The 25,018-nt window shown below is 63.9% G+C and carries 23 protein-coding genes and 1 pseudogene; 6 read left to right on the plus strand and 18 right to left on the minus strand.

Annotated elements, in window-relative coordinates:
• Positions 1-5: 5 nt before the first annotated feature.
• From LFT46_RS19215 to LFT46_RS19295, 17 genes are all read right to left on the minus strand, one after another.
• Positions 6-758, minus strand: coding sequence for a class II aldolase/adducin family protein (locus LFT46_RS19215; protein ID WP_236820721.1), 753 nt, complete (start codon positions 756-758; stop codon positions 6-8).
• A complete protein-coding gene (locus LFT46_RS19220; RefSeq protein ID WP_236820722.1) occupies positions 755-1,987 on the minus strand; it encodes an NAD(P)/FAD-dependent oxidoreductase in 1,233 nt (410 codons plus the stop codon). The genes LFT46_RS19215 and LFT46_RS19220 overlap by 4 nt, the downstream gene beginning before the upstream one ends.
• Positions 1,984-2,181: a ferredoxin gene (locus LFT46_RS19225; RefSeq protein ID WP_236820723.1), complete on the minus strand. Its 198-nt coding sequence runs from the start codon at positions 2,179-2,181 to the stop codon at positions 1,984-1,986. Before LFT46_RS19225 ends, LFT46_RS19220 begins: the two co-directional genes overlap by 4 nt.
• A 45-nt stretch (positions 2,182-2,226) precedes the next feature.
• Positions 2,227-2,532 carry a hypothetical protein gene (locus LFT46_RS19230; RefSeq protein WP_236820724.1) on the minus strand — a complete coding sequence of 102 codons (306 nt, stop codon included), beginning with the start codon at positions 2,530-2,532 and terminating at the stop codon, positions 2,227-2,229.
• Entirely contained in the window at positions 2,529-3,125 is a 597-nt protein-coding gene (locus LFT46_RS19235; protein WP_236820725.1) for a 3-phenylpropionate/cinnamic acid dioxygenase subunit beta, read from the minus strand. Before LFT46_RS19235 ends, LFT46_RS19230 begins: the two co-directional genes overlap by 4 nt.
• Before the next feature lie 2 nt (positions 3,126-3,127).
• On the minus strand, positions 3,128-4,582 hold the full coding sequence (locus LFT46_RS19240; protein ID WP_236820726.1) for an aromatic ring-hydroxylating dioxygenase subunit alpha: 1,455 nt from the start codon (positions 4,580-4,582) through the stop codon (positions 3,128-3,130).
• Between the two features lie 121 nt (positions 4,583-4,703).
• Positions 4,704-5,570 (minus strand): aldo/keto reductase, encoded by an 867-nt coding sequence (locus LFT46_RS19245; protein WP_236820727.1) that lies wholly within the window; start codon positions 5,568-5,570, stop codon positions 4,704-4,706.
• Positions 5,567-6,748 (minus strand): MFS transporter, encoded by a 1,182-nt coding sequence (locus tag LFT46_RS19250; RefSeq protein ID WP_236820728.1) that lies wholly within the window; start codon positions 6,746-6,748, stop codon positions 5,567-5,569. The genes LFT46_RS19245 and LFT46_RS19250 overlap by 4 nt, the downstream gene beginning before the upstream one ends.
• A 24-nt stretch (positions 6,749-6,772) precedes the next feature.
• Positions 6,773-7,435 carry an N-carbamoylsarcosine amidohydrolase gene (locus LFT46_RS19255; RefSeq protein ID WP_236820729.1) on the minus strand — a complete coding sequence of 221 codons (663 nt, stop codon included), beginning with the start codon at positions 7,433-7,435 and terminating at the stop codon, positions 6,773-6,775.
• Between the two features lie 46 nt (positions 7,436-7,481).
• Positions 7,482-8,279, minus strand: a complete 798-nt coding sequence (locus tag LFT46_RS19260; protein ID WP_236820730.1) for an ABC transporter permease — start codon at positions 8,277-8,279, stop codon at positions 7,482-7,484.
• Positions 8,276-9,067: an ABC transporter permease gene (locus LFT46_RS19265; protein ID WP_236820731.1), complete on the minus strand. Its 792-nt coding sequence runs from the start codon at positions 9,065-9,067 to the stop codon at positions 8,276-8,278. Before LFT46_RS19265 ends, LFT46_RS19260 begins: the two co-directional genes overlap by 4 nt.
• A complete protein-coding gene (locus LFT46_RS19270; RefSeq protein WP_236820732.1) occupies positions 9,064-9,891 on the minus strand; it encodes an ABC transporter ATP-binding protein in 828 nt (275 codons plus the stop codon). The genes LFT46_RS19265 and LFT46_RS19270 overlap by 4 nt, the downstream gene beginning before the upstream one ends.
• Complete coding sequence (locus LFT46_RS19275) at positions 9,888-10,892, minus strand: ABC transporter substrate-binding protein (protein WP_236820733.1); 1,005 nt, start codon at positions 10,890-10,892, stop codon at positions 9,888-9,890. Before LFT46_RS19275 ends, LFT46_RS19270 begins: the two co-directional genes overlap by 4 nt.
• Before the next feature lie 616 nt (positions 10,893-11,508).
• Entirely contained in the window at positions 11,509-12,492 is a 984-nt protein-coding gene (locus LFT46_RS19280) for a PDR/VanB family oxidoreductase (RefSeq protein WP_236820734.1), read from the minus strand.
• Entirely contained in the window at positions 12,489-13,004 is a 516-nt protein-coding gene (locus LFT46_RS19285) for a hypothetical protein (RefSeq protein ID WP_236820735.1), read from the minus strand. The genes LFT46_RS19280 and LFT46_RS19285 overlap by 4 nt, the downstream gene beginning before the upstream one ends.
• Positions 13,005-13,033: 29 nt before the next feature.
• A complete protein-coding gene (locus LFT46_RS19290; protein WP_236820736.1) occupies positions 13,034-14,203 on the minus strand; it encodes a zinc-dependent alcohol dehydrogenase in 1,170 nt (389 codons plus the stop codon).
• Positions 14,204-14,226: 23 nt separating this feature from the next.
• On the minus strand, positions 14,227-15,381 hold the full coding sequence (locus tag LFT46_RS19295; protein ID WP_236820737.1) for a Rieske 2Fe-2S domain-containing protein: 1,155 nt from the start codon (positions 15,379-15,381) through the stop codon (positions 14,227-14,229).
• Between the two features lie 267 nt (positions 15,382-15,648).
• On the opposite strand from LFT46_RS19295, the gene LFT46_RS19300 reads away from it, so the two are divergent.
• Both LFT46_RS19300 and LFT46_RS19305 read left to right on the plus strand, forming a co-directional pair.
• Positions 15,649-17,244, plus strand: a complete 1,596-nt coding sequence (locus tag LFT46_RS19300) for an IclR family transcriptional regulator domain-containing protein (RefSeq protein WP_236820738.1) — start codon at positions 15,649-15,651, stop codon at positions 17,242-17,244.
• Positions 17,245-17,385: 141 nt separating this feature from the next.
• Positions 17,386-18,648, plus strand: a complete 1,263-nt coding sequence (locus tag LFT46_RS19305; RefSeq protein WP_236820739.1) for an MFS transporter — start codon at positions 17,386-17,388, stop codon at positions 18,646-18,648.
• Positions 18,649-18,993: 345 nt separating this feature from the next.
• Here the strand turns inward: LFT46_RS19305 and LFT46_RS19310 are convergent.
• Positions 18,994-19,808, minus strand: a pseudogene (locus LFT46_RS19310) (ABC transporter ATP-binding protein); the annotation flags it as partial.
• Between LFT46_RS19310 and LFT46_RS19315 the strand changes: the two are divergent.
• The 4 genes from LFT46_RS19315 to LFT46_RS19330 all read left to right on the plus strand — a co-directional run bounded on the left by LFT46_RS19315 (position 19,768) and on the right by LFT46_RS19330 (position 24,974).
• On the plus strand, positions 19,768-19,962 hold the full coding sequence (locus tag LFT46_RS19315) for a hypothetical protein (RefSeq protein WP_236822111.1): 195 nt from the start codon (positions 19,768-19,770) through the stop codon (positions 19,960-19,962). The pseudogene LFT46_RS19310 and the gene LFT46_RS19315 sit on opposite strands and share 41 nt — an antisense overlap.
• A gap of 230 nt (positions 19,963-20,192) precedes the next feature.
• Positions 20,193-22,244, plus strand: coding sequence for a hydantoinase/oxoprolinase family protein (locus LFT46_RS19320; RefSeq protein WP_236820740.1), 2,052 nt, complete (start codon positions 20,193-20,195; stop codon positions 22,242-22,244).
• 10 nt (positions 22,245-22,254) lie between these two features.
• Positions 22,255-23,928, plus strand: a complete 1,674-nt coding sequence (locus tag LFT46_RS19325) for a hydantoinase B/oxoprolinase family protein (protein ID WP_236820741.1) — start codon at positions 22,255-22,257, stop codon at positions 23,926-23,928.
• Positions 23,929-23,951: 23 nt separating this feature from the next.
• The gene (locus LFT46_RS19330; protein ID WP_175316919.1) at positions 23,952-24,974 is read left to right on the plus strand and encodes a sugar ABC transporter substrate-binding protein; all 1,023 of its coding nucleotides are present in this window, start codon (positions 23,952-23,954) and stop codon (positions 24,972-24,974) included.
• The last annotated feature ends 44 nt before the right edge of the window (positions 24,975-25,018 follow it).

Here is a 25,018-nt window from a genome sequence, read left to right on the forward strand (position 1 = left end):
TGCCCTCACACGCCGGAACCTAGCCTTGCGAGTTCGTGTCGCCAGGCTGTGCCGGTGTTGAAGGAGCCGCCCAGGTCGGGCAATTCGGCCATATCGGCTTTCGGCAGGTCTATCAGTTCGCCGCCCGCGGCAGACACCTGCAGCGCCAGTGCGGCAAGACCGTCAACACTTATCGCCTGCAGCACCGCCTGTTCCACTGTTGCAGCAGCACTGGTGACGCCGTGTCCGCGCAGAATGACTACGGGTCTGTCCCCCATGGCCTCTACCATTTCGGCGGCCAACTGCCTGTTCCTGACCAGCACCCCGCGCGGATATACGGGGACGCCGCCGGCTGCTAGGCGGGTTCCGGGGATGTCGTAGGCTCCGACGATGGGCCGCACCGCAAGTCCTGCCAGATCTGCAGCGACCGTCCTCGACGGGTGGGCGTGGACCACCGCCCGGATGTCCGGGCGCCGCCGGAGTACCTCGGTGTGCAGCGGAAGTTCGTTGGGAACGCTGTATCCGCCGTCGAGCTCCCCCGCTCCTGCCGGGTTGCCATCAAGGTCCACCAGGTGGATGTCGCTGGCCGCGGTGTAGGCCAGGCCGCGTTCCTGCGGACCGCGGCACCGGACCAGGAGCTCTGTTTCCGAGATCCTCAGGCTGATGTGGCCGAGAATGCCATCCGCGAGGCCGCGGTTGGCAAGGACACGGCAGGCCAGCGCAATGGATTCGCGCTGCGCCTGCCCAGCATCAGCGGAAGCCGGACGGTCCGTGCTCATGAGGCCACCACCGGTTGCGGGTCGAGCTGGGATTCAAGCGTGTCCCGCAGCTCCTGCACCGTGATGCCCGTTGCCATGCCCCGGCGGCAGGCCACGAGTGCCTTGGGCCAGTTGACGATGGCCGCGCCGCGAAGGCTGGTTCCGTCTGCGGTATAGAGGGCGGCGAACCTGCCGTGGACCTCTGGGTGCCCGATAACGGTGTGGCTGGCGCCGCCGCCCACACGCCCCACCACCTGGATCTTCCAGTCATGCTGGTCGCTCCAGACATATTCCGTGGGCGTATAGGCCCGCGGTGCGCCGGGGTGGGTGATGTTGTGCGCAACGCAGGATGCCTGCTCGACGGCGTTTGTCCAGTGTTCGATCCTGGTGTCTTCGCCGTGGGTGAGGTGGCGCCAGCGGGCCACGTCGCCCACGGCGTAAACGGCGGGCGCATCCACGGCCCGGCAGAATTCGTCCAGGACCACCCCGTTGTCCACCAGCAGCCCTGAGGAAGCGAGCCACACGTCATTGGGGACAGCACCGATGCCGACCAGCACCACGGAGGCATTAAGGCGTTCTCCGTTGGTCAAGCGGAGGACGAAGGACCCCTGCTCACCTTTAAGCGACTCCACACCGGTGCCGAAGATGGTCCGGACCCCGTTGCTGCGGTGCAGATCCCCGAACCACTGGCCGATCTCGGGATTGAAGATCCGGCTCATGGGGACGGGCAGCGGGTCGATCACCGTAACGTCCAGGCCCAGGGACCGTGCGGTGGCTGCGGCCTCTGCGCCAATGAAGCCCGCGCCGATAACCGCGAGGTGGCCTCCAGATAGCAGGTCCGCGCGGAGCCTGCGGGCGTCCTCGAGCGTGCGGAGCACGTGGATTCCGGGTCGCTGTCCCCAGGGCGAAGGCCTGGCCGAGGCTCCGGTGGCGATGACGAGGTTGTCGAAGCCTACCGGCTCGTGGCCTTCCAGTTCGAGCGTCCTCTCGGCGATGTCAACGCCGGTGGCCCGGTGCCCGAGCAGGAGCCGGATCCCGGCCGCATTGGCGTCGCCCTCGGTCAGCAGCCGAATGGAGGATTCCTCCGCCGTGCCGGCCAGCACCGCCTTGGACAGCGGCGGCTTGTCGTAGGGAAGTTCCGTTTCTTCCCCCACAAGGACGATGTCCCCCGTGTAACCCTCCAGCCGCAGTGACTGGGCGGTCCGGACGCCCCCAATGGATGATCCGACGATGACGGTGGCGTCACTCATGCGTCCTCCACCACGAGGGCGGAAACGGGGCAGCTGCGCGCAGCTTCAGTAACCCGCAGCCGGTCGGTTGCGGGCACCTCGGTGCGCAGGACGACGACGATTCCGTCGTCATCGAGATCGAAATAGTCAGTGGCTCCAACAACGCAGTTGGCATAGCCCTGGCAGGCCTGCAGGTCGGCTTTCACGACAGGCATGGTCGGCTCCTTCGCTTGGGTTTGATGCTGTTTTGTGGGTCCTGGCTACTGGTCTTCGGTGATCAGCGGCCCGAACGGGTTTCCGATCATTGCGGAAAAGGTGGCCGGAGCCTGCCAGGTCAGGGCTTCGAGTTCCAGCGGACACAGCGTGACCCACTGGCCGGAACGGGGCGAAGTGATCATCAGTCGGGACCCGTTCCGGGTCTCGACGCGGGTCACCTGGACCTCGGAGAATTCGTTGGCGATCACGATGGGAGTCCCCACGGCGCTGGCCTCGAGCCGGGTGCGATCCTCTGCTGCCCGGATGGCTGCGAGACGGTCCTCTTCTTCACCTTCCCACCCGAGTTTCATAGGAAGATCGCCAGGTTCTGCATCCGGATGACGGACTCGTCCAGCATGATGGTGCGGCGGGCCAGTTCCCAGCCGGTTCCGGTGCGGCGCAGGAGGTCCTCCCTGCCTGCGGACACCGTGGCGGCCTCACCGACATCGCCCCGGCTCCGGAAGAGCAGCACCGCCGATTCGGCAACGATTTCGTCCGCCTTCTCCGTGCGGAAGGTGCGGACGTTCGTGACGTAGTGCCGCAATCTTGACGGCGGATCCTCGGTCCAGGCGTGCTCGGTGGCGAAACGTGCCACCCGGCGGCTGAGCGAGTACTTGTTCTCGTCGAGGTGCGCCATGCCCGGTGAGGTCGAGTAGCCGGCACCGAGTGCGGTGGTGACGCGTACCGGCATGAGGTAGTGCACGTCGTCGGCGACCCGTGCCAGCCACTCGTCGTAATCCTGCGCGTCGAGCAGATAGGCCTCGTCCACCAGCCAGCGGTGCGCCTGCAGGTGCAGTTCGTCGTTGAAGGGAAGGCTTTGCCCGGTCCGCTGCGTGCGCGGGGCGTGGGCTCCGAGTACCGATTGTTCCGAAAGGGTCATGCCGTTGACTGGAGTGGCAGTCATTCCTAGGCCTCCTGGGACGTCATCGCGGGCACGGCTGCTGCGGCGTCCGGGGCGGTTTCAGTTGCACACGCCGCGGGTGCGGCTGACACCGAATCAACGCCGACGTGCAGCTGGGCCGCGGCCCGGGCCGGGCGTTCGAGGTGGTCCGCCCAGCGCAGCAGCAGCTCGCGCTGGTTGTATTCGCTGTACCCCACCCGGGTGGATCCGGGGCCGGAGTACTGTTCAGGGGTCAGTGGTTCGACGACGTTCTCGCCGTTTTCCAGCAGGCCCATGCGGCCGTTGAGCAGCAGCCTCCGTGCCATGGATCCGGCCGCGGTATTGGTCAGGGACACCCAGTTTTCGACGTCGTCCTGCTCGAACATGCCGCCGCTGCCGAAGCACATCAAGTAGGCCTTGTAGGAAAGCGCCTTGTACTCTTCGGAGGCGTTTTTATCCACGGCGAACCAGGACAGCACTTCGGTTTCGTTTTCGCTGATGGGCTGCCACTGGCGGATAGAGATAAAGGGAAGGACTTCGTCTGAGCCTTCCTCCACGCGGGGCCAGTTGTGCACGAAGCTCATGTTTGGGAAAAGGGAGGCGGCGGAAATCATGAAACCGTCCTTGCCGATGACGTCCAGCTGCTGCTGGCTCCACTGCCCCTTCATGCGCTCGATCATCTCGTCCGGATAGCCCACGTAGCGCAACCGGTCCTCCAGGCCCCCTTCGGGAAGCTTGTACGTGGTCCCCCCGCCGTTGCCCGCCCAGTAAGTGGTGCCGTCCTTCCGCTTTTCCGCCTTGGGCTCGCGGAACAGGCCGATCTCTACCACCGAGGTGTGGGTCTGCGGCGTGTGGTACATATCGCCGGCGAAGTTTTCCGCGCCTATCTTCCAGTTCGCCTTGATCCGCCAGCGCTGGGGGCCGCGGAGTTCAATCCCGTCCGCACTCTGCTTCGTGTAGTAGTCCAAGTAAAACTTGAAGTCCCCGAGGAAGTCCTCCAGCGGCTGCGCATCCGGATCCAAGCTAATGAAGATCAGGCCGTTGTAGATTCCCAGCGAAGGCGCCGGCAGCAGGGTCTGACCCTTCTTCCTGAAGCCCTCTTCGCCGCCGAACGCCTCCTGATGGAACGGCAGTCCCACGATGCGTCCGTCGTTGCGATAGGACCAGCCGTGGTACGGGCAGCGGAAGTGCGATGCATTACCCATCTCCGCACGACACACCTGCATGCCGCGGTGCAGGCACATGTTGAACATGGCTCGGATTTCACCCTTTTCGTCCCGGGAAATGATGAAGGAATCCTCGAGCACCCTCCGGACAACGTAGTCGCCGGCCTCCGGCACCTCGGATTCGTGGGCGACGAACAGCCAGCTGCGGCTGAAGAGACGCTCCTTTTCGAGGTCAAAGATTTCCTTGTCGTTGTAGATGTGGGCAGGGATCATCCCTTGCCGCACATCCTGCAGGACCGCACTTTGGTCTGTCATAGCTGCTCTCCTTGGTAAATGTCCTCTCTGCACAGCAGAGACTGTTTCTTTACATAAGAGAATGTCGGAAATTGTGAGCTGCGTCAACCCTTCGCCGCGGCGCGGACGGGCAGGTTCCGGATCAGTGGCCGTTTTCCGGTGAATCCGAATCGCGGGCGGCCGCTTCACCCCGGTCCAGTGCTGCCAGCGATTCCATGTCGGCGGCGGTGAGCTCGAAATCGAACACCGAAATGTTCTCCTTGAGCCACTCCGGAGTAGCCGCCTGCGGAACGGGCACCAGGTCCTGCTGCACATGCCAGCGCAGCAGGACCTGGGCCGGGCTCTTGCCCAGCCGCTCCGCGATCCGGACCACGTCCGGGTTCCCGCGCAGCCCGGAATTGCGCCCAATAGGGCTCCACGCTTCGGTGACAATGTCCAGGTCCCCGTGCACCGCCCGCGGTTCACGGCGTGCCAGGTCCACGCTGAGCTGGATCTGGTTAACGTCCGGGACCACGCCGGTTGCTTCGATGATCCTTGTCAGATGTCCGGGCCTGAAGTTGGAGACTCCAATGGCCTTGACCCGGCCCTCCTCGAGCAGCTTGACCAGGCCCTTCCACGCTTCGACATATTGTCCCCAGCCCGGATTGGGCCAGTGGCACATGAACATGTCCAGGTAATCCACGCCCAGTCGCCGCAGGCTGTCGTCGTAAGCCCGCTGCACGCCGTCGATGCTGTGGGATTCCTTGTTGAACTTGCTGGCGATGAACAGCTCCTCTCGGGGAACGCCCGAGGTCCGCACGCCCCGGCCCACCGCGGCCTCATTCCGGTACTGGAAGGCTGTGTCGAGAAGCCGGTAGCCGGCCCGGACGGCATAGCGGACGGCGGCTTCACATTCGTCCCCCACCATGGGCCAGGTTCCCAGCCCGATTCGGGGGATGGTGTGCCCGTGCAGCAGGCTCAGCCTGGGGAGGGTGACGGCGTCGGTGGGCGAAGGGTTGTCAAAGGTCATGGGAGATCCTTCCTTGGATGTGAACGCGGGTAGGAAACAGGTACAACCGCGCAAATCAGCAGACCGGCCGCGAGCAGGGCCGCCGCCACGGGAACGAAGGTGACGAGTCCGGACATGCCGATCGGGGCAAGGAAGAGCGCCGAGGCCCGGAAGGTTCCGGTGACCGCCAGGGCGTCCCCGCGCTCTTCAGGATGGACGGTCTCTGCGGCGATGGCTGGGCCCACCGTCTGCAGGATGCCAGCGCCGACGCCCGAGAGCGCCAGGGCGGCAGCAGCGATGGCTGTCCAGCCCGCGAACGGCCCCACAACTGCCAGGCCCAGGCCCGCCGCGAGCACCCCTGCCAGCATGGTGGCATTGATGCCCTTCCGGCGCACCCAGCCGCTAACGGCGCTGCCGCACAGCACCATTGCGTTGGCTGTGGACATCAGGACGCCAGTGGTTACGCCGGGCTGGCCGGCGAGGGACAGCGCCACCGGCACGTAGGAGTCCAGCACGCTCTTCCACGCTCCCGCCGCCGCGTTCATCCAGCAGGCCGCGTCAACTCCCGCCCGCCGCCACAACCGCTTCCCGCCATCGGGCGCGGATTTCTTCCCCTCAAACGGGGGGAATCTGATGATCAGCAGCAGTGGACCGACGGCCAAAGCCCCGGCGGCAGCACCCGCCAGCAGCGGTAACTGCACGGAGGCCTCCCAGAGATATCCGGCCGTAGCAGGCCCGATCAGGGCGCCGACGGCCGCCGCCACGTTCACGTCCCGCAGCGCCACCACCGCCGAGGACGACGTCCGGACGGCGTGGGTCTGACTGCTGGTCCAGAACAGAGCCCTCGACGCGCCCTGCACCAGCTGGGCGAGGGCCAGCACCCAGAGAGCGACCGAGGAAGCCAACAGCGCGCACGACCCCGTGATCAGCAGTGCCGCTGCAATAAGGAACCACTTGTCCGCGAACCTGCGCATGAGCGCCCCCATGCAGAGGCGGGCCGCTATCTGTGCGACCGCGGCCACCGCTACCAACAAGCCGACCTCGCTGGGGCTGTAACCCGCCCGGACGGCGAGCAACGGGACCACCACCGACAATGTGCCGAGCGCGAAAGAGAACAAGACGTTCGCAACGGCGTTCAGCACCCTGTCGGTGACCGCGGAGGGGGCACCGTTGCCCTGGGAATGCGGAGTCCCGGGCATCACATGACGCCCGGCCGGCGGCCCCTAGCGGTCGACACCGTCAAGGTAGGCGCCGGCCTCCTCCAAGCCCACGACGTCACCGTACTTGTTGTCGATGTCGAAGAGGCTGGCAAGGTGGGGCAGCTCTGCCCGGTCGCCCACGCCCTCCTCCACGACGACTGTGTGGAATCCGTAGGAGCAGGCGTCGACGGCAGTGGCGCGGACACAGCCGCTGGTGGTGCAGCCGACGATGATCAGGGTGTCCACTCCCCTGGCCACCAGGCGCGCGGCCAGGTCGGTCCCGAAGAAGCAGGATGCGTACTTCTTGACGAGCAGCATTTCATCGTCCCGGCGACCCAGCCGTTCGTCCAGCTCAACCCATTCGCTGCCCTCCACCAACCAGCTGTTAGACGGAATTTTGCGGATCCACTTGCCGGCCTCCTGCAAGTCGGCGTCATAGGCAACGGTCGAGAAGATGACGGGAACGCTGACGTCCCGGGCAGAGTCCAGCAACTGCCGGGTGGCCTCAAGCTGGCTGTCAAGATCTCCGGCCAAGGGCGAGCGGGGGTCGGTGAAGCCCCGGATCAGGTCGATCACCAGCAATGCCGGCCGCTCCCCGAACCCTGTGCGGCCGCCGAGCCCTTTGTTCCTGAATTCTGTCCGCAGGCGCTGGTATTCCTCAACGGCGGTACTAATAGGCGTAGTCATCTGTCCTCACTAAGAAAATGGTTGTAGTTCGCGGAAACAGCAGGGGTTAAGCCTTGCGGCTAAGCCTGCGCTCGACGGCCCACAGGGCCAGATTGCCAACCAGGGCAATCAGTGCCAACAGCACCACGATGCCGTACATTGCCGGCAGGTCCAGCTGCCCGTAGGCGCGCAGGGTCAGCAGGCCAAGGCCGGCGCGTGCGGCGAAGAACTCGGCAATGATGACGTTGATGAACGCGATGCTGAAGCCAATCCGGATACCCACCATCAGCGACGGCGCCATGGCCGGCACGTATATCTTGGCCACCGTCTGCAGGGGCGACAGGCTCAGCGACCGCGCCAGCTTCGGCAGCAGCGGGTTTATGGCCCGCACTCCGGCTGTAGTTGAGACCATGATGGGAAAGACCGCCGCCAGGGCAGCCATTGCCGACTGCGCGCCCACGCCCACGCCGAAGATCTGCAACAAAACAGGAAAGAAGATCACGCGCGGGATAGCGAACGCACCCGCCACAATCGGATCGAAGACCGCGCCTAGGAATTTACTGCGTCCGATCGCGTAGCCTAGCGGGAAGCCGGCGGCCGCCGCGATGAGGAATCCGATGAGCACCGCCTGCAGCGTGGCGTTCAAATGCCGGAAAATGGATCCGTTGGCGAAGAGCTCCACGAGGGCGGTAAGGGAAGCAGCAGGTGATGCTACCAGGTCCGTCACCAGGGACAGGGCTCCCCACAGTGCCAGCAGCGCCACCATGACACCTGAACGCCAGAGGTTGTCGGTGATGGTGGAGCGGTTCCTGGTGGCGGTCCGGCCGGTGGTGCGGGGAAACAGGGGAAGTGTGGCGGTCCTCAAAGCATGTCCCTTCTGATGCGCTTTTCCAGCCAGGTCAGGATGCTGTTTACGATGACGCTGAGCACGACGACGACAGTGATATAGGCCCACATGTCCGCGGTGTTCAGCTCCCGGTAGTAGAAGCCGGCGCGGAATCCGATGCCCTGTGCCGCCAGGATGAATTCCATGGCGATGGTGCCGATCACTGCATAGATGAAGCCCAGCTTGACCCCTGGGAAGACCAGCGGCGTCGCGGCGGGGAGCAGGACCTTCACGTAGTACTGGGACGGCGAGGCGTTCAGGGAATTGGCCACCTTGTGCAGGATCGGCTTGATCGAGTTCAGCGCAACCATGGTGGTCAGTGCGATCGGCACCAGTGACATGCTCGCCGCGATGAGGATGATGGGACCGGCGTTCAGTCCCATAACCGCAAGCAGCACCGGATAGAACAGCAGCGTCGGCATCGCATAGCCAGTGACGATGAAGGGCTCCAGGATGCGTCCGGCGGCGGGAATCCTCCACAGGAACACCCCCAGCGGGATCCCCAGCACCAGGCCGACGGCGAACGCCACCAGGATGGTGGTGATGGTGCGGGCCCCGTCGGCAGCAAACTGACCGGTGGGAACGATGGATGCCAGCCGGACAAGGATCTCCGACGGTGGCACCATGAGGGAGCGGTCTACCAGACCAATCCTGGTGGTCGCCTCAAGCAAGACGACGAGGCCGACGACGATAGCCCAGCGAACGGCCGAGGTGCGCCGGCGAAACGAGTCGGGCTGGTTTTTTGGCAAGGTCTTCGCAATCGTCACGCCAGCTGCGCCCCCGGTCCAAGGGTCTTCTCGGCTTCCACCTTGACCAGCGACCACAGGTGGTCCTCCAGCTCCCGGAACCGGGGCAGTGCATGGGTTCCCTCCGGCCGCGGGCGGGGCAGGTCGATCTTGACTACCTCTTTGACTACCGAAGGCCTGGCGGACATGACCCACACCTCGTCCGAGAGATAGACGGCTTCCTGGATGTCGTGGGTGATGAACAGGACGCGGTTTCGGGTCTTCTCCCAGATGCGCAGCAGCTCGCGGCCGATGAACTGGCGGGTCTGTTGGTCCAGGGCACCAAAGGGCTCGTCCATGAGCAGCACCCGCGGTTCCATGGCCAGCGCCCGCGCAATTGCTACGCGCTGCTTCATGCCACCGGAGAGCTGTCCGGGGCGGTGGTCCTCAAACTGGCGCAGCCCCACCAGTTCGATCATTTCGCGGGCCCGCGCGTGGCGCTCGGCCTTGGGGACACCCTTGACCTCCAGCCCGAAGGCGACGTTGTCCAGAACGCTGCGCCAGTGCAGCGTTGAGTCCTCCTGGAAAACCATGGCGGTATCCCGCCGCGGGGCGGTGACCGTTTCGCCGTCGATGCTCACCGAGCCCCGGGTGGGCTTGAGCAGGCCGCCGACCATGTCCAGCAGGGTGCTCTTACCGCACCCGCTGGGGCCGATGACTGACACGAATTTGTGTTCCGGGATGGAGCCGCTGACATTAGCGACGGCTTCGGTGGCGCCGGCCACTGTCTGGAAGGTCATGCCGATGTTGTCGAACACAACGTCGTGCTCTTGCCGGGTGGAAGGAATGGTGGGCACCTGGTTCATGCGAGGAAGTCCCGCATCAGGATGGCGTCCATGTTTGGGTCCTTGGTGATCTGGCCCTGTTTCTTGCCGGCGTCGACGACGGCGGCCAGCTGGGCGTCGGTCAGTTTGAGGCTGAAGTAGTTCTGCGAGTTTTTCAGTGCCGCACGCGCTACTTCAGGTCTGTAGCCGATGGCCTTGGCATAGACGGCTGCCGCCTTGTCCAGATCGTTCGTGATGAGGTCCATTGCCCTCTTCAGTGAGCGGCCCCACCCCTTGAGGGCTTCGGCGTTCTCGTCGCTAAAGGAACCGGTGGCTACCAGACAGGTGTCGGACCAGTCGGTGACATAGTCACGGGAACGCCAGATGACCTTGCCGCCGTTCTCATCGGCAATCTTCTCCGACAACGGGGATGCCGTCCAGGCGACATCGACGACCCCTTTGGAGACGACGGTCCAGGAATCACTGGCCGACCCGACGCTGACGAGCTCGACATCCTTGCCCGGTTCCAGCCCCGCCTCCCGCAGTGTCCGCTCGGCAAAGTAGGAGGAATTCGAGCCTGGGGTGCTGACGGCAATCCTTTTGCCCCGGACGTCCTTGATGGAGTTCACTTTGGAGTCCGGCAGGGCGATGAAATCCACGGATGCCGCAGTGTAGACATTGCCGAAAATTTTGACGTCCATGCCCTTCTCTGCAGCGATGAAGACAGGAATGGTCGAGGAAGTGCCCAGGCCGATTCCGGACTCGATGCCGCGCACGGTGTCCAGGCCGCCTGGAAACTGAATATGTTCGAGCGTCAGTCCCTCTTCTTTGTAGTAGCCCTCCGCCTGGGCAATGAAAAACGGCGCCGAATGTATCAGGCTCGCCAGTCCTGTGACTGCAGCATCGCCGGAATAGCCTTTGTTGCCGCTGGCTCCGCCTTGCCCGCAGGCGGCTAGGGAGGAGCCCAGCCAGATAACACCTCCCGTCGCGGCAGACAGTTTTAGGAATCCGCGACGACCTAGCGGGTCAGTCGTTGTTGACATGCAGTTCTCCTTTGTCATCGTGCTCGTGTGTTTGAGCCAGTGAAGCACATCACTTTACTGCTGTCCAGAGTGTGTCTCTGCTGTACAGAGCACATCTACAAGATATGCGCACTGGAGCGAGCGTCATCGCTAACTTCAGGGTTTTCAGACACAGACGCCAATGACCTGAGTTCTCCAGCTCAACTCCTGTGGGAATAGTGAAGAACCTGGTGAGGCCTTTGCGTCCACCATTTGAGCAACCATTTGCCCAGACTGCTTCTGCCGGGTCTACCCTCTCGGCATGCAATTCGGCATCTCGAAGCCCGAGCTCCCCGGGTTCCTGCGGTTCGCCTTGACGGACCGTGCAGGGCTCGTTTCCCTGACAGACAAAAGTTCGCCGTGGGTCGCGGACGCCAAGAGTGCAGTAACAGCTTCAGGTCCGTCGTGATGCCCCACCCCCGCAAGCAATCAACGGCTTGGCAGGGAGGGCGCGGTAGCTAACGCCCACATCAGGAGTCAGGGGTCGGGACCTGGCGGGGAAGCGCGACCGATTCCGGGCGGCCGGGCGCTTAGCAGCGTTCAGCGCTGCCGCAGTCACCTTCCCGGCCTCACCCAGTGAGCCGCAACGAAAATCGCTCTACGCGTCCAAGACTAGTTTGGGGCATTTGGATCGGCTGACGCAGATGAACATGGTGTCGTTCTTTGCGCGTTCCTTTGCGGACAGGATGGTGTCGCGGTGGTCCACTTCGCCTTCCAGGACCTTGGTTTCGCAGGTACCGCAAAACCCTTCCTCGCAGGAGGACATGAAGGAGGGGTTCACCTCGAGTACGACGTCGAGGATGGACTTTTCTGGTGGAACGGTTAGGGTGCAGCCGGATTGGCGCAGCTCAATTTCGAATTGTGCGTCTGCCTTCGTTTCATCTTCAGCCTGTGTGCGGGCCGGTGAGGTGGCGGGTCCAAACAGTTCGGCGTGGAAGGCCTCTGCCCCCAGTGTGGTTGCGGTGATGCCCTCGAGGTCGGTCAGTAGCCGTTCCGGTCCGCACGCGTACACGGAGGTTCCGTCGGGCGCGTTCTGGATTTCGGTTAGCAGGTCGGCGCGTCCTCGCTCATCCCTTGGGTATAGCGCGAGGGAATCTCCCATGATTTCCTGGAGCTCGTCGATGAAAGCCATGGTTTGCCGGCTGGATCCGCAGTAGACGAGGCGTGTGCTTTTGCCTGCTGCCTTCAGTTCCCGTGCCATGGCCATGATGGGTGTGATGCCGATGCCGCCGGCGACCAGGAGGTAGTGTGTGGCGCCGTCCTCTACTTTGAAATGGTTGCGAGGTCCGCGCGCTGTGAGTGTTGTACCAAGGCGGATCTGCGAGTGTAGTTCCTCTGACCCTCCGCGTCCGCTGCTTTCGCGAAGGACGGCGAGACGGTATTTCTGAAGTTGACGGGGCTCGGAGCACAGGCTGTAGTGCCGCACCAGGCCCGACGGCAGGATGACTTCCAGGTGGGCACCGGGTTCCCAGGGAGGGAGTGGGCCCCCGTCGGGAAGGGACAGTTCGAGGGACATGACATTGGTCGATTCCTGGCGCAGGTCCCGGACAACGAGGTCTAAAGTGTCTTGGGACATGGTCATGCTCCGGTGATGGGGTGTTGGAAGAGTTTGCCGGGGATGGCTTCCCTGGTTCCGCCCTTGAGGACCTCAATGAAGTCGCGTGCGAGGTCTGTTTTCCTGACTGTGACGAGCATGTCCAGTTCGCGGCGGAGGACTCTCATGGAGGTCGAGCCGGGTTCGGAACTCCAGCCACCCAGACCGACCAGGACGCCTGCGAGGAGAGTGCCCTGGTTCCGTCCGGCTGTGGCCATGTTCTCGACGAAATCGTCGGGAATCTCCTCGAGCCGCGATCCCAGGAACACCATCATGTCGGTGCTGGCTGCGAGGTCGCTTACGGTTTCGGTCGCGAAGTGCGTTTCGGGTTCGTCGACTGCCCGTACAAGTACCCCGTCCGGGTGGCTTGCGGGTGCAGCGATCAGAACTTCGCGCAGTCCGGCGTCGAACATTGACGAGACGAGCGCCGCGCCCGACGGTCCGAGCGGGACAAGAAGGATGCGGGCCTTGTAATAGGCACGCGACGTCAGGTGAGTCATGGGCTTTCCTTATGTTGTGTTGTCGCTGCTCACAGCGAAGGTCGAATGACCACGTGCGGGCTGCTCGGTCCCGATCGGTCCAGGAGGGTCCGGAAGAGTTCATCGACGCCGTCCAGCCCGACGTCGATGCTGGGCACGTGTTCCAGGCCCGTGTCGTGGGCGGCCAGAAGCTCTATGCTCCTGGTGAGGGCCTGGGGTGAACGCCCCCGTACGCCGACGACACCGGAGGCGCCGCGTACCAGGGTCTTGAGGTTCACTTCGGTGACGGGGGTATCTCCGAGTCCGGCCAGGACCAGCCGTCCCAGTTTTCGGAGGTGTTCGGTAGCTTGGAGTGCGGGTCCACCAAGGCCGACCGTATCGACGATGACGTCGAATCCGGTGGCCTTGCCGTGGCGGCCCAAGGCCAGCGAGGTTGAAGCGGCATCATCATTGACGACGATAGAGGCGCCCATGGCCTGGGCAATTTCCAGGCGGTCGCGGCTCGTGCGTGAGTTACGTCCGAGTACGACAATCTCGTCCGCACCGGCTGCCCGTGCGGCCGCGACCGCGGCGATGCCGTGGTAGCCCGGGCCGATGATGGCCACGCGCGAGCCGCTGGTCGCCCCACCGATGTTGATGACCCAATCGACGGCGTTGGCGAACGGTTGCGTCCAGGCCGCCAGGTTCGAATCCAGGTCCCGGGGCAGCTTGTGCAGCACCGTCTGCGTGGAGAGCTCCATGTATTCGGCGTTGCCGCCGTGAAGGCCGGATCCTTCGTGGGTTCCGAGCATTCCCACCCGTCGCTGGCCGCCCCACAGGTCCGCGTCCGGGCAGAAACGGTAGATATCCGGCTTTGAGCACGCATCACACGTGGGCAGCCCGCAGGGCAGGTACTCCTCCAGTGCGACCCTGTCGCCAACCGCGACGTCCCAGGACCACTGCATGACGGGGCTGAGGGAGACGATTTCGCCGATGACGTGGTGGCCCATCACGGTGGGGTGTGCGAGGCCGTGCTGGTACAGGTCCAGGTCGGTCCCGCACAGTGCGGAGGACTCCACCTTCAACCAACCTGCGGCACTTGTGGCCCCTTCAGGGTCGATCGTCTGAACAGTGGTGGTTGAATCAGGCAACGAGACAGCGGCCCTGACAGTGTCTGGAAGGGACGCTGCCGCCGGCGTCTCCCCGGCCGAAGTAGTGACGGTGGAACCGTGATCTTTCATGCCGAACTCCTAAAAGGGCTTTGCTAGATGGAAACGAAGTCGGTTCCCGGGACGACCTGGATGGCCTGCTGGGCGCCCTCGTGGAACGGGACATCCTTTGGCAGCAGCATCGAGGTCGAGCGCACGCGCTGGTCTGCGGTGTCGATGCCCGGGAGGGCTTCGTCTTCCATGGCGTCCAATGCGGCAAGAAGCCGGCGCCGTGCCAGGATGATGGCGGCATCTGAAGTGCCCAGCCGCTCCTTGGTTCGGTCGGCGATGTCACCCATGCTTTCCTGCAGGGAGAAGTCCTGCGCGGCGATGCCTTCAATGCCCGAGAAGGTCTTGTTCTGCTTCTGGGCCTCGCGGTCCATGAGGTAGTCGTTGTCCTTGTTGGCGAGGGTTCGATATGTTCCGGGGATGTATTTGGCGTGGATGCCGTCACCGTTTCGCATCTGCTGCAGTTCGTCTTCCCGCAGGTCACGGGTGGGGTGGTAGTTCCAGGACCAGGCCCAGCAGGTGGTGTCGTCGATCGGGACCCAGGCGTGCCCGCCCATGGGGTTGTGGGTGCCGAAGGGGGGGATGATCGTGTAGAAGGGCATAATCCACTGGGTGATGCGCCAGTAGAATTCTTCCTCATTCGCGTTGCGCCTGGCTCCGATCAGCAGCCCGCCATCGCTTTCGGCGACCTCGAACTTCGGGCGAGTGTCAGCCTTGATGTACTCATTGCCGGCCGTTCCTGAGTGCATGGGGTCATCATCCAGATTGAAGCGGTGGGCGAAGGAAACGTGGCTGGAATCGATGCCGCCCTCCATGGCCTGGAGGTAGTTGGTTTCCTGAAGGCGCTTGGAAATGAAACGCTGGCCGTCCCCGAGCAGGGCCCACTCAAGCTCCGGCAGATCCGGCATCTGCTCCGCCGGGCCCATGTACGCCCAGAGCACCCCTCCCCGTTCCACGAGGGGATAAGACTTCTGCTTGATCCGGCACCTGAACTTGGAGTCCTCCGGCTCGGACGGCATGTCCGTCAGGTTGCCCTCCACGTCATACTTCCACCCGTGGTAGGCACACCGGAGGCCGTTTTCCTCATTGCGGCCAAAGTACAGGGAAGCAGTCCGGTGCGCACAGAACTCGTCCAACAGGCCAAGCCGGCCGGAGCTGTCGCGGAACGCGATGAGCTTCTCACCCAAGAGCTGGACACGCACCGGTGGGCAATCTGCCTCGGGCAATTCCTCGGCGAGAAGCGCCGGAAACCAATAACGCCGGAACAAACGCCCCATGGGAGTTTCCGGGCCGGTCTGAGTCAGCAAGACATTCTGATCTGAAGTAAGCATGATGCGCCTTTCCCAACGCTAGGTCCATCCGTTCTGCGCGCGTTCGCGCGCTTAGCGGTCGAGTGAGTGTTGCATGGGTCTCATTCGTCCGTCAAGCCGGGAGTCCCCCACCGCAGGTAATGGTCTAGATTCGAAAATGTGAACGCATCAATGCCGACCGCCGTGGAGCTGGCGGCGACAGACCCGGATTATGTTGACTCCCTGGAACGGGGCCTGTCGGTCCTCAAGGCATTCAGCGAGCAGGAAGAGGCACTCTCCGTTGGGGAAGTTGCGTCGCTTGCAGGCATCACACGCACTGCCGCCCGCAGATTCGCCCTGACCTTGGAGTATTTGGGGTACGCAAGCCAGACTGCAGAGGGATACAGGCTGGCCCCGGGCGTGCTGGCGATCGGGGACGCCTACCTTCGCAGCAATCCACTCCCTGACGCAGCCCACCCCCACCTTGATGAGCTTGTCCGGACGGTTGGGGAAACAGCCTCCCTAACCGTGCTGCACAAGCGCCGCGTCTATTACGCCGCCCGCGTGGCCGCCGACAGGATCGTCACAGCCAACATCACCGTTGGCACCAGCGTCGCCGCACACAGCACGGCCACCGGTCGGGTTCTGCTGGGCGACCTCGCCCCGGATGATCTCGAGGACTACCTGTCATCCATTGAGCCCAGCCCCGGTTTCGATCCGGACTACGTGCGGGAACGGATCGAGGAAGCGCGTACCAACGGGTGGGCGGTAGCTGATCAGGAGCTGACCCCGGGAATCCGATCGGTGGCCGTTCCCCTGCACGACCCCAAGGGACGGATCGTCGCTGCCCTGAACATTGCAGCCCATGCCACCCGCGTCGACGCCGCAGTGCTGAAAAACGACTTCGTTCCACTGCTCCAGTCTGCCGCCCAGCGAACGGCGGCCACCCTTTGGCCGGCTTCCGGGACAGCGCCGGCCAGGTCCGCGCCAGCGCCTGCCCGCGCCCGCGCTCACGCGCGGACGCGTCCATCCGATGTAATTCAATCGGTGGAAAGAGGCCTGTGCATCCTCACCGCATTCGATGAGGACCATAGAACGATGAACCTGGCACAGATCTCCGAAGTGTGCCAGCTCCCGCGCTCGGCGGCGCGTCGCTTCGTCCTAACCCTGATCTCCCTTGGCTACCTTGAACAGCAAGGGCGCACCTACGCCCCGACTCCCCTGGTCCTGGAACTGGGGTACTCTCTCCTGCCCCGGCTTTCGCTCGCAGACGTGGCCAGACCCCGCCTCGAAGCGTTAGCGCGCAGACTCGGGGCGTCGGTTTCCATCGGCGTTCTGGACGGCGTGGACGTGCGTTACGTCGCCAGGGCCAGTGCACCAAGCCCACTGACCGTCAATATCCGCCCAGGCACCAGAGTCCCAGCAGAACGCACGGCCATGGGCCAGGTCCTCCTGTCCCTTCTGCCCCCCGCCGCAATTGAAGACGCAAGTCACAGGGCAGGCAGAGACATGGCCAACAGCCTGTCAGACCTAGACGTCACACTGGCGGCCGTCCGAGAGCAAGGCTGGAGCTACGTTGACCAACTGCTCGAAGCCGGAATACGCGCTGTTGCAGTCCCGCTTCGAAACCGCCGAGGCGAGGTTGTCGCCGCCATGAGCGCCTCAGTCCATGAAGCCAGCACCCGCGACCAAGACATGGCCAACAACTTCCTACCGGCCCTGAGGAACGCGGCCAACGAGTTCGTCACGGATTTGAGGGACGGCCTCAACATCTAGGACATCCGCTTTACGCGCACCTTCACACCATGCGGACAAAAAGCGTTGCTTTTCGTGCCATGGGACGGTTATATTCATCACACTCAAATCTTGTTTTCGCGATGTCCCGCGGCAACGACGCCTCTTCAGAATGGGATAAACATGACTACCCTTGACCGTGCCCGCGTCTCCACCGATCTCGATCCATCGAGGCGCCCCTACCGCTGGTTGGTCCTAGTCCTTTGCTGGCTGGCCTTCACCATGACCTCAGTTGACCGTTCGACGTGGGGTCCGGCCTCGACCTTCATTGGAGACGACCTCAGGGTGCCCCTGGCGAGCCTTGGGCTGTTCGCCACCTTCTACTACATCGGCTACGTCGTCTCAAACGCGGGCACCGGATTTCTAACCGACAAGGTCGGTGGACGCCTACTGATTTCCGTATCCCTTGTGGGCGCCGGAGCATCGATGATGCTGTTCGGGTCCACGACGTCCGCCTGGATTGGGATCGCCGTCCAGGCGGTCATCGGTTTCTTCGCCGGAGCCGAATATGCCGCCGGCATCAAGCTGATCTCCAGCTGGTTCCGCCCCGAAGAACTCGGCAAGGCCATGGGAATCTACACCTCCGCAACGTCGCTGGGAGTCGTTGTGGCCAACACCGCCGTCCCATATCTCATCCAGCACTACTCCTGGCACGCTTCCTACCTGCTTTTCGGCGGCATTTCCATCGTGGCCGGCATCGCCTGCTACCTCATGCTCCGGCCCGGCCCGGTCGTGGCCAAAAGAGCCAACCGCTCCGAGGGCCGGTCGGTCCTCATCGAACTCGGACGCAACAAGAACCTGCTTCTCCTCGCGCTGGCAGGATTCGGCGGCTTCTGGGGTACCTATGGCTTTATCACATGGTCCAATGCCCTCATGATTAAAGGACACGGCATCGACCCGACTGTCGCTGGCGGCATCGTAGCTGTCTACGGAGCCCTCGGCGTCTTCGGCAAGCCCCTCATCGGCTGGATCGCCGATAAGTTCAACGGCGCCCGCAGAATACCTGCAATGGTCGTCCTCGGCTGCTTCGCTGTGATGCTCGTCGTCTTCGGCACGCTGGACAACGCCCTGGCCTTCTTCATCGCGGCCCCCCTGCTCGGACTCGGGGCATACTGCTACCTCCCGCTCATCGTCGCCCTAGTACCCCGCCTCGTGAGTAGCCGAGTTCTCGGTGGCGCTGCAGGAATAACAAACGCCGTATGGCAAATCGGAAGCGTCCTGGTCCCCCTGGCTGTTGGTGCCGCCTTCACCGCCACCAATAATTCCTTCATGGCCGCCCTGACCACACTCGCCGCCGGCCCCTTCCTCGGCATGATCATCATGTACTTCGTCAACGAAAACCCCGACGACGTTGAAATCGCCGTAGCGAATCAGGCAAACGCCTAGCTTCCTGTAGCAGCGGTCGGCCCACCCCTTTCCTCCTGGACAAGGGGTGGGCCCTTGGCTTTGCCTGATAACCCAGCGGACTCGAGGCACAATAAACAAAGTACGTTCAGACCCATCAAGCGCTGTGCTCTCGCTCTCGGTCCCCCGACCGACAGCGAAATGTAAGGCTGACGTACACCCAATCCCGACGTCAGACAGCAAGGATAAGAGCGTCAGAATAGGCCCCCAATGAGCTTTTCTGCACACTCCGATGAAGGGGTCTTAGATACCAACCGGACGGTCATGCTGCCGGACATTCTTGTCCAAAGGATGCCCGCTCTTGGGAACCCCGTCGTCGCACGAATTTCAGACCTCCGCCGCGGGTGCCGCGAACTGCGCCTCGTACAACCGCGCGTATGCCCCACCCGCAGCCAGCAGTGAAGCATGCGTCCCCTGCTCCACGATCTGCCCGGCCTCCATCACCAGGATGAGGTCGGCGTCGCGGATCGTGGACAGGCGGTGCGCGATCACAAAGGAAGTCCGGTCGGACGGCAGCGCGCTCATTGCCTTCGGCACCAGCACTTCGGTCCGGGTGTCCACCGAAAAGGTCACCTCATCCAAGATCAGCATCGACGTCCGCGCAAGGAAGGCACGCGCAATCGTCAGCAGCTGCCTCTCCCCCGCGGACACGTTCCCACCCTCGTCCTCCAGCACCGCGTCGTACCCCTCGGGCAGGGACTTCACGACCCGGTCCACATACGTCGCCCGCGCCGCCTCCAGAACCTCCTCCGAAGTAGCCCCTGGCCGCCCGAGCGCAATGTTGTCCCGGATGGGCCTGCCGAACAACCACCCATCCGGCAGCACCATCCCCATCCGCGAGCGCAGCTCGCGCCGCGGCACCGAGGTGACGTCCACGCCGTCGAACGTTATCCGCCCCGCATCCAGCTCGTGGAACCGCATCATCAGGTTCACCAGCGTGGTTTTCCCCGGCGAGTACGAGAACCACACGTCCTCGAACAGCAGCCGCCCCGCCCAAACAGGGGCCCGGCAGACGGCGCCGGCTCAACGGACTCCTCGTCCTCATCGAGCAGCTCAAACACCCGCTCCGCAGACGCAACCCCAGACTGCAGCAGGTTCGCCATGGACCCCAACTGCGCCAGCGGCTGCATGAACTGCCGCGAGACGCTTGGCAATCAGCAGCAATCCACAGCGTCAGCGGAATGGTCACCGGCGTCGACCATTTCCGGCTCGCCGCGCCGCCTGGGAGGCGTGGCCGTACTGGTGGGCATGGCCGCCCGGGCGCACGTTTGCGTGCCCAGCACCGGTCCGCCGTGAAGGACGAAGAGTGGCTCACCGAGCGGGTCAAGCACCACGCGCAAATTCCATCCATCATTTTCTCGGTTAGTTGAAACCCTTGGAAAACCGGCTATCCGGACGGCCTCTTGGGCAGCAAGCCCTTTTACTTCCTCCTGGATTGTGCACGACGCACCCCTACCCGAAGCCCCTGCTCTCTAACGTGATTTCCCACACACCAAGTTCCACCCCAGAACCATGAGGAGATACACATGCCGAACTACAGGGTGTCGATGGATATCGGCGGAACGTTTACGGACATCGTGGCGTACGACCAGGCCGCAGGAACCTATGAGGCAACCAAAGCATCCACCACACCGGGCAACCTGAGCGCGGGCGTCATCGCGGGCCTCCAATCGATTGTCACCGACCTTTCCGACATCGAATTCCTGGTGCACGGCACCACCCAGGGCCTGAACGCCTTCCTGGAGCGCCGCGGTGTTCCCGTGCTGCTGCTGGCCACCGCCGGCGTCGAGGACTCCTACCACATCGCCCGCGGCCCCCGCCTGGAGCTCTACAACGCCCAGTACCGCAAGCCCGCTCCCCTCCTCGAGCGGAAGGACGTCATCGGCGTCGGCGGCCGCCTCGACGGTCAGGGCCACGAGATCCGGCCGCTCGACGAAGTGGCCGTCCGTCAGGCAGCCCGCCGGGCACTGGACGAAGGATACGGCGCCGTGGCCGTTGCCTTCCTCTTCAGCTACAAGAACCCGGCCCACGAACTTCGTGCCCGCGAAATCCTGCTCGAAGAACTGGGCGAAGACTTCACCATCTCCCTGTCGCACGAGGCAGCCAAAGAATGGCGCGAATACGAGCGCACCTCCTCCGCCGTCGTCGAGGCCTACACGGGCCCCGTGGTCCGCAACTACCTCCTAGACCTGGAAGAGAAACTTGCCGACCGCGGCGTGGAGGCCCCGCTGCACATCATGCAGTCCTCCGGCGGCGTACTCACGGCCGAGTCCGCCCGCAAGCGTCCCCTGCAGACGCTGCTGTCCGGTCCGGTGGGCGGCGCCATGGGCGACGTCGAACTGGCCGGCGTGTCCGGCAACCGCAACCTGATCGGCGTCGACATGGGCGGCACCTCCTTCGACGTCTCCCTGGTGGTCGACGGCAAACCCGACGTGTCCACCGAAGCCCACCTCGAAGGCCTTCCGATGCTCATGAGCGTCGTCAACATCCACACCGTGGGAGCCGGTGGCGGCTCGGTGGCATGGCTCGAAGCCGGCGGCCTCCGGGTAGGCCCACGGTCCGCCGGCGCCAACCCGGGCCCGGCCTGCTACGGCCGCGGCGGCACCGAACCAACCGTCACCGACGCCAACCTGGTACTCGGCCGTGTGGACCCCGACTGGTTCGCCGGCGGCCAGGTCGCCCTGGACCGGGAAGCAGCCATCACCGCCCTCAAAACCGTGGGAGACCAGCTCGGCCTGGACCCGATCGCCATGGCCGAAGGCATCTGCGACGTCGCCAACTCCCAGATGGCCCAGGCCATCAGGACCATCACCATCTCCCGCGGCATCGAACCGCGCGACTTTGCCCTCGTCGCCTTCGGCGGCGCAGGACCGATGCACGCAGTCTTCCTCGCCAAGGAGCTGGGGATCCCCGAAACGGTGGTTCCCCGGTTCCCCGGCGCGTTCTCGGCATGGGGAATGCTGCAGACCAACATCCGCAAGGACTTTTCCGAGCCGTACTTCTTCCTCGATGAAGACATCAACGTCGCCGACATGGCCGGTGTCCTGCACCGGATGGAAGCGGAGGGCCTGAAGTCCCTTGTCTCCGAGGGCGTCCCCGAGGAAAGCCGCGGGACCAGCGCCTCGGTGGACGTGCGCTACCAGTCGCAGGAATTCTCGCTGAACGTTCCCCTGACCTCTGCCGACGAACCCGAGTCGGAAGGCTTCGTCGCCAACCTGGCCACCCGCTTCTCCGCGATGTACCACGAGCGCTACGGTCACTCCAACCCTGGCGCCCCCATCGAAATCGTGGCACTCAGGACACAGGCCGTGGGCGACCTGGGCCGGTTGGAGGCACCGCTCTTCGCAAAGGCACAGAGCCCAGAGTTCAAGCACGAAGTGCGCCGGGTGGTCTTTGACCACGAAGAACACGCGACCACCGTGGTGCGCCGCGACGACCTGGCCGCCGGGCACGCCTTTGAAGGTCCCGCCATCATCGTGGAGCAGACCGCCACCACCGTGGTGCCGCCAGGGTTCAACGTCAAGGTCGACGAGTTCGGCTCGCTGGTCATCCGCACTGAAGACGCAGAAGGAAATTGAGGTACCACCAATGACAATCGCCGCAGTCAAAACCCTGGATCCCGTAACCGTGGAAATCATCCGCAACGCGCTCACCAGCGCCGCGGATGACATGAACGCCACCCTGATCCGCTCCGCCTACTCACCCATCCTCTACGAGGGCGGGGACTGCGTGGTGGCGCTGCTGGACACCGAACACCGCGTCCTCGGACAGTCCGCCGGCCTCCCCCTGTTCCTCGGCAACCTCGAAACCTGCTCCATTGCCGTGGAAGAGCTGTACGGCCGCGAAGTCTGGCAGGAAGGGGACGTGTGGATCCTCAACGACTCGTACCTTGGCGGCACGCACCTGAACGACGTCACCATCTTCGCGCCCATTTTCAACGACGGCTCGGTTGTGGGCTTCGCCGCCACCCGCGCGCACTGGATGGACATGGGATCCAAGGATGTGGGTGGCTCCATGGATGCCACAGACATCTTCCAGGAGGGCTTCCGCATGGGGCCGGTCAAGCTCATGGAGGCCGGCATCGAAACCTCCGTGGTGGACCTGATCCGCACCAACGTGCGCTTCCCCTACCAGACCATCGGCGATATGCACGCGATGATCGCCGCACTCCGGATGGGAACCACCCGGATGAAGGAACTGGTGGGCCGGTACGGCATGGACCAACTCGATGCCGCCCGCGACGAAATCTTCCGGCAGACCGAGGAGATCGAGCGCGAAACCGTCCGCAACATCCCGGACGGCGTCTACGAAGCCGAAGGCGTGCTGGACAACGATGGCATCAACCTGGACAGCCCCATCCCCATCAGGCTGAAAATCACCGTTGCAGGTGACACCGTGGACTTCGACGTCACCGGCTCCGCCGACCAGACCATGGGCCCGGTCAACTGCGGCGCAGCCCAGGCCGTCTCGGCCCTGCGCGTCGGATACAAGCTCCTGGTCAGCCCGGACTCCAACTCCAACGGTGGATCCTTCCGCCCGCTGACCACCCAGGTCCGCTCCGGCTCCGTGCTCGGCGCCGTGGCACCTGCACCCTGCCAGTGGTACTTCTCCCACCTGGGGCTGCTGATCGACCTGGTCTCCAAGGCCATGGCACCCGCCATGCCCGACCGCGTGGCCAGCGCGAGCCACGGCGACTCGATGATCATCACCGCCGCCGGCTTCGATCCCCGCTTCGGCCGGAACTTCGTGAGCATGGAAGCCACCCTGGGCGGCTGGGGCGCCTGGCAGGGTACCGACGGCGAATCCGCCATGATCAACAACGTCAACGGTTCCCTCAAGGACCTGCCCATCGAAATGATGGAAACCCGTTACCCGCTGCGGATCAACGAGTACTCCATCCGCCCCAACTCCGGCGGCCCCGGGCAGTGGCGCGGCGGCAACGGAGTGGTCCGTGAATACGAGTTCCTGGCCGACTGCGTGGTGGGTCTCTGGTTCGAAAGGTCCAAGACACCGGCCTGGGGCCTCTTCGGCGGCTCCGACGCCCAGGGCCCGGAAGTGGTGATCAACCCAGGCCGCCAGGATGAGGTCCGGACGCTGAAGGCCAACGCTCGGAAAATCAAGGCCGGCGACGTGGTTCGCCTGGCTGTCGGCGGCGGCGGCGGTTTCGGCGATGTCGCCAAGCGCTCCCGCGAGGTCATTGAGTACGACATCATCAACGGCTTTATTACCGAGGAATTCGCCAAGACCCACTACGGCTACTAAACGCCGCATTGAAAGGATTGACCGTGAAAATCACCAAACGTCCAGCCGCAGCGATGGCCCTTATGAGCCTTGCCCTGCTGACCTCCGCCTGCACCCCACCTGCCCAGAGCAGCACCGCAGAAGCAGTGGCTGCGAAGGCAGACCAGAAGCTCAACGTTGGATTCTTCGGTTTCGCCAAATCCAACGGCTTTGCCCAGGGCACGTACCTCGGCGTGGAACAGGCGGCCAAAGCCAACAACGCCAGCGCTACCTTCGTGGACTCCAACTTCAACGCCCAGACCCAGGTCCAGCAGATCCAGGACGCCGTCACCTCCAAGCAATTCGAGGTGATCGTGGTCCAGGCCAATGACAACCAGGCCCTCATTGCACCGTTGACCCAGGCCGTGCAGGCGGGCATCACGGTGGTGGTCGAATTCTCGGTCATCGGGCCCAAGTTCGACACCATCCAGCCGCAGATCCCCGGGGCCATCAGCATCGTGGACCTCCCCACCCGCAACGGCAAGATGCTCGGCGAAATGGGCAAGGAAGCCTGCGCCCAGGTGCCGGGCGACACCTGCAAGGTGGCCTACCTTGAAGGCTTCAAGTCCCTGCCCTTGGACAACGCCCGGACCGAGGCCGTGAAGGCGGAACTGGCCACCGATCCGAAGATCAAACTCGTGGCCAGCGTGGAAGGCGGCTACACGCAGGACAGCGGCCGGCAGGCGTTCCAGAACGTCTCCCAGGCGACCCCTGACGTCAACGTGGTGATCGGCGCATCCCAGGCCATCACAGGAGCCGCAGCGGCCGCCGGGAAGAGTGACATCAAGTTCATCGGCAACGGCGCGTCCGTATCCAACGTGGAAGCGGTCCGGTCCGGTAAATGGTTCTCCATCTATGTCAGCGACGTCGTGGCCAACGGCGCCAAGGCCACCGAACTGGGGCTCGCCAAGGCGCGGGGCAAGCAGGTGGAAACCGCCATCGACGAAGCAAGCCTCTCCCCCAACAACGGCAAGGGCACCAAGGAAGCACTGGATTCCCTGAACTACGTCTCGAAGTACTCGGACTAGCCCAGCCCCCTTTCCGGGGGCACCCCGGGGCCGCAGCCTCACCG

Source organism: Arthrobacter sp. FW306-07-I (assembly GCF_021800405.1).
Classification (GTDB): domain Bacteria; phylum Actinomycetota; class Actinomycetes; order Actinomycetales; family Micrococcaceae; genus Arthrobacter.

Excerpts from the sequence above, each read along its gene's own strand:
- LFT46_RS19225 (WP_236820723.1), bottom strand. The coding sequence starts at position 2,181 with ATGCCTGTCGTGAAAGCCGACCTGCAGGCCTGCCAGGGCTATGCCAAC.
- LFT46_RS19215 (WP_236820721.1), bottom strand. The coding sequence starts at position 758 with ATGAGCACGGACCGTCCGGCTTCCGCTGATGCTGGGCAGGCGCAGCGC.
- LFT46_RS19285 (WP_236820735.1), bottom strand. The coding sequence starts at position 13,004 with ATGACTCACCTGACGTCGCGTGCCTATTACAAGGCCCGCATCCTTCTT.
- LFT46_RS19315 (WP_236822111.1), top strand. The coding sequence starts at position 19,768 with ATGGACCCCAACTGCGCCAGCGGCTGCATGAACTGCCGCGAGACGCTT.
- LFT46_RS19270 (WP_236820732.1), bottom strand. The coding sequence starts at position 9,891 with ATGAACCAGGTGCCCACCATTCCTTCCACCCGGCAAGAGCACGACGTT.
- LFT46_RS19220 (WP_236820722.1), bottom strand. The coding sequence starts at position 1,987 with ATGAGTGACGCCACCGTCATCGTCGGATCATCCATTGGGGGCGTCCGG.
- LFT46_RS19250 (WP_236820728.1), bottom strand. The coding sequence starts at position 6,748 with ATGCCCGGGACTCCGCATTCCCAGGGCAACGGTGCCCCCTCCGCGGTC.
- LFT46_RS19305 (WP_236820739.1), top strand. The coding sequence starts at position 17,386 with ATGACTACCCTTGACCGTGCCCGCGTCTCCACCGATCTCGATCCATCG.
- LFT46_RS19245 (WP_236820727.1), bottom strand. The coding sequence starts at position 5,570 with ATGACCTTTGACAACCCTTCGCCCACCGACGCCGTCACCCTCCCCAGG.
- LFT46_RS19320 (WP_236820740.1), top strand. The coding sequence starts at position 20,193 with ATGCCGAACTACAGGGTGTCGATGGATATCGGCGGAACGTTTACGGAC.
- LFT46_RS19325 (WP_236820741.1), top strand. The coding sequence starts at position 22,255 with ATGACAATCGCCGCAGTCAAAACCCTGGATCCCGTAACCGTGGAAATC.
- LFT46_RS19275 (WP_236820733.1), bottom strand. The coding sequence starts at position 10,892 with ATGTCAACAACGACTGACCCGCTAGGTCGTCGCGGATTCCTAAAACTG.
- LFT46_RS19280 (WP_236820734.1), bottom strand. The coding sequence starts at position 12,492 with ATGACCATGTCCCAAGACACTTTAGACCTCGTTGTCCGGGACCTGCGC.
- LFT46_RS19290 (WP_236820736.1), bottom strand. The coding sequence starts at position 14,203 with ATGAAAGATCACGGTTCCACCGTCACTACTTCGGCCGGGGAGACGCCG.
- LFT46_RS19255 (WP_236820729.1), bottom strand. The coding sequence starts at position 7,435 with ATGACTACGCCTATTAGTACCGCCGTTGAGGAATACCAGCGCCTGCGG.
- LFT46_RS19235 (WP_236820725.1), bottom strand. The coding sequence starts at position 3,125 with ATGACTGCCACTCCAGTCAACGGCATGACCCTTTCGGAACAATCGGTA.
- LFT46_RS19240 (WP_236820726.1), bottom strand. The coding sequence starts at position 4,582 with ATGACAGACCAAAGTGCGGTCCTGCAGGATGTGCGGCAAGGGATGATC.
- LFT46_RS19230 (WP_236820724.1), bottom strand. The coding sequence starts at position 2,532 with ATGAAACTCGGGTGGGAAGGTGAAGAAGAGGACCGTCTCGCAGCCATC.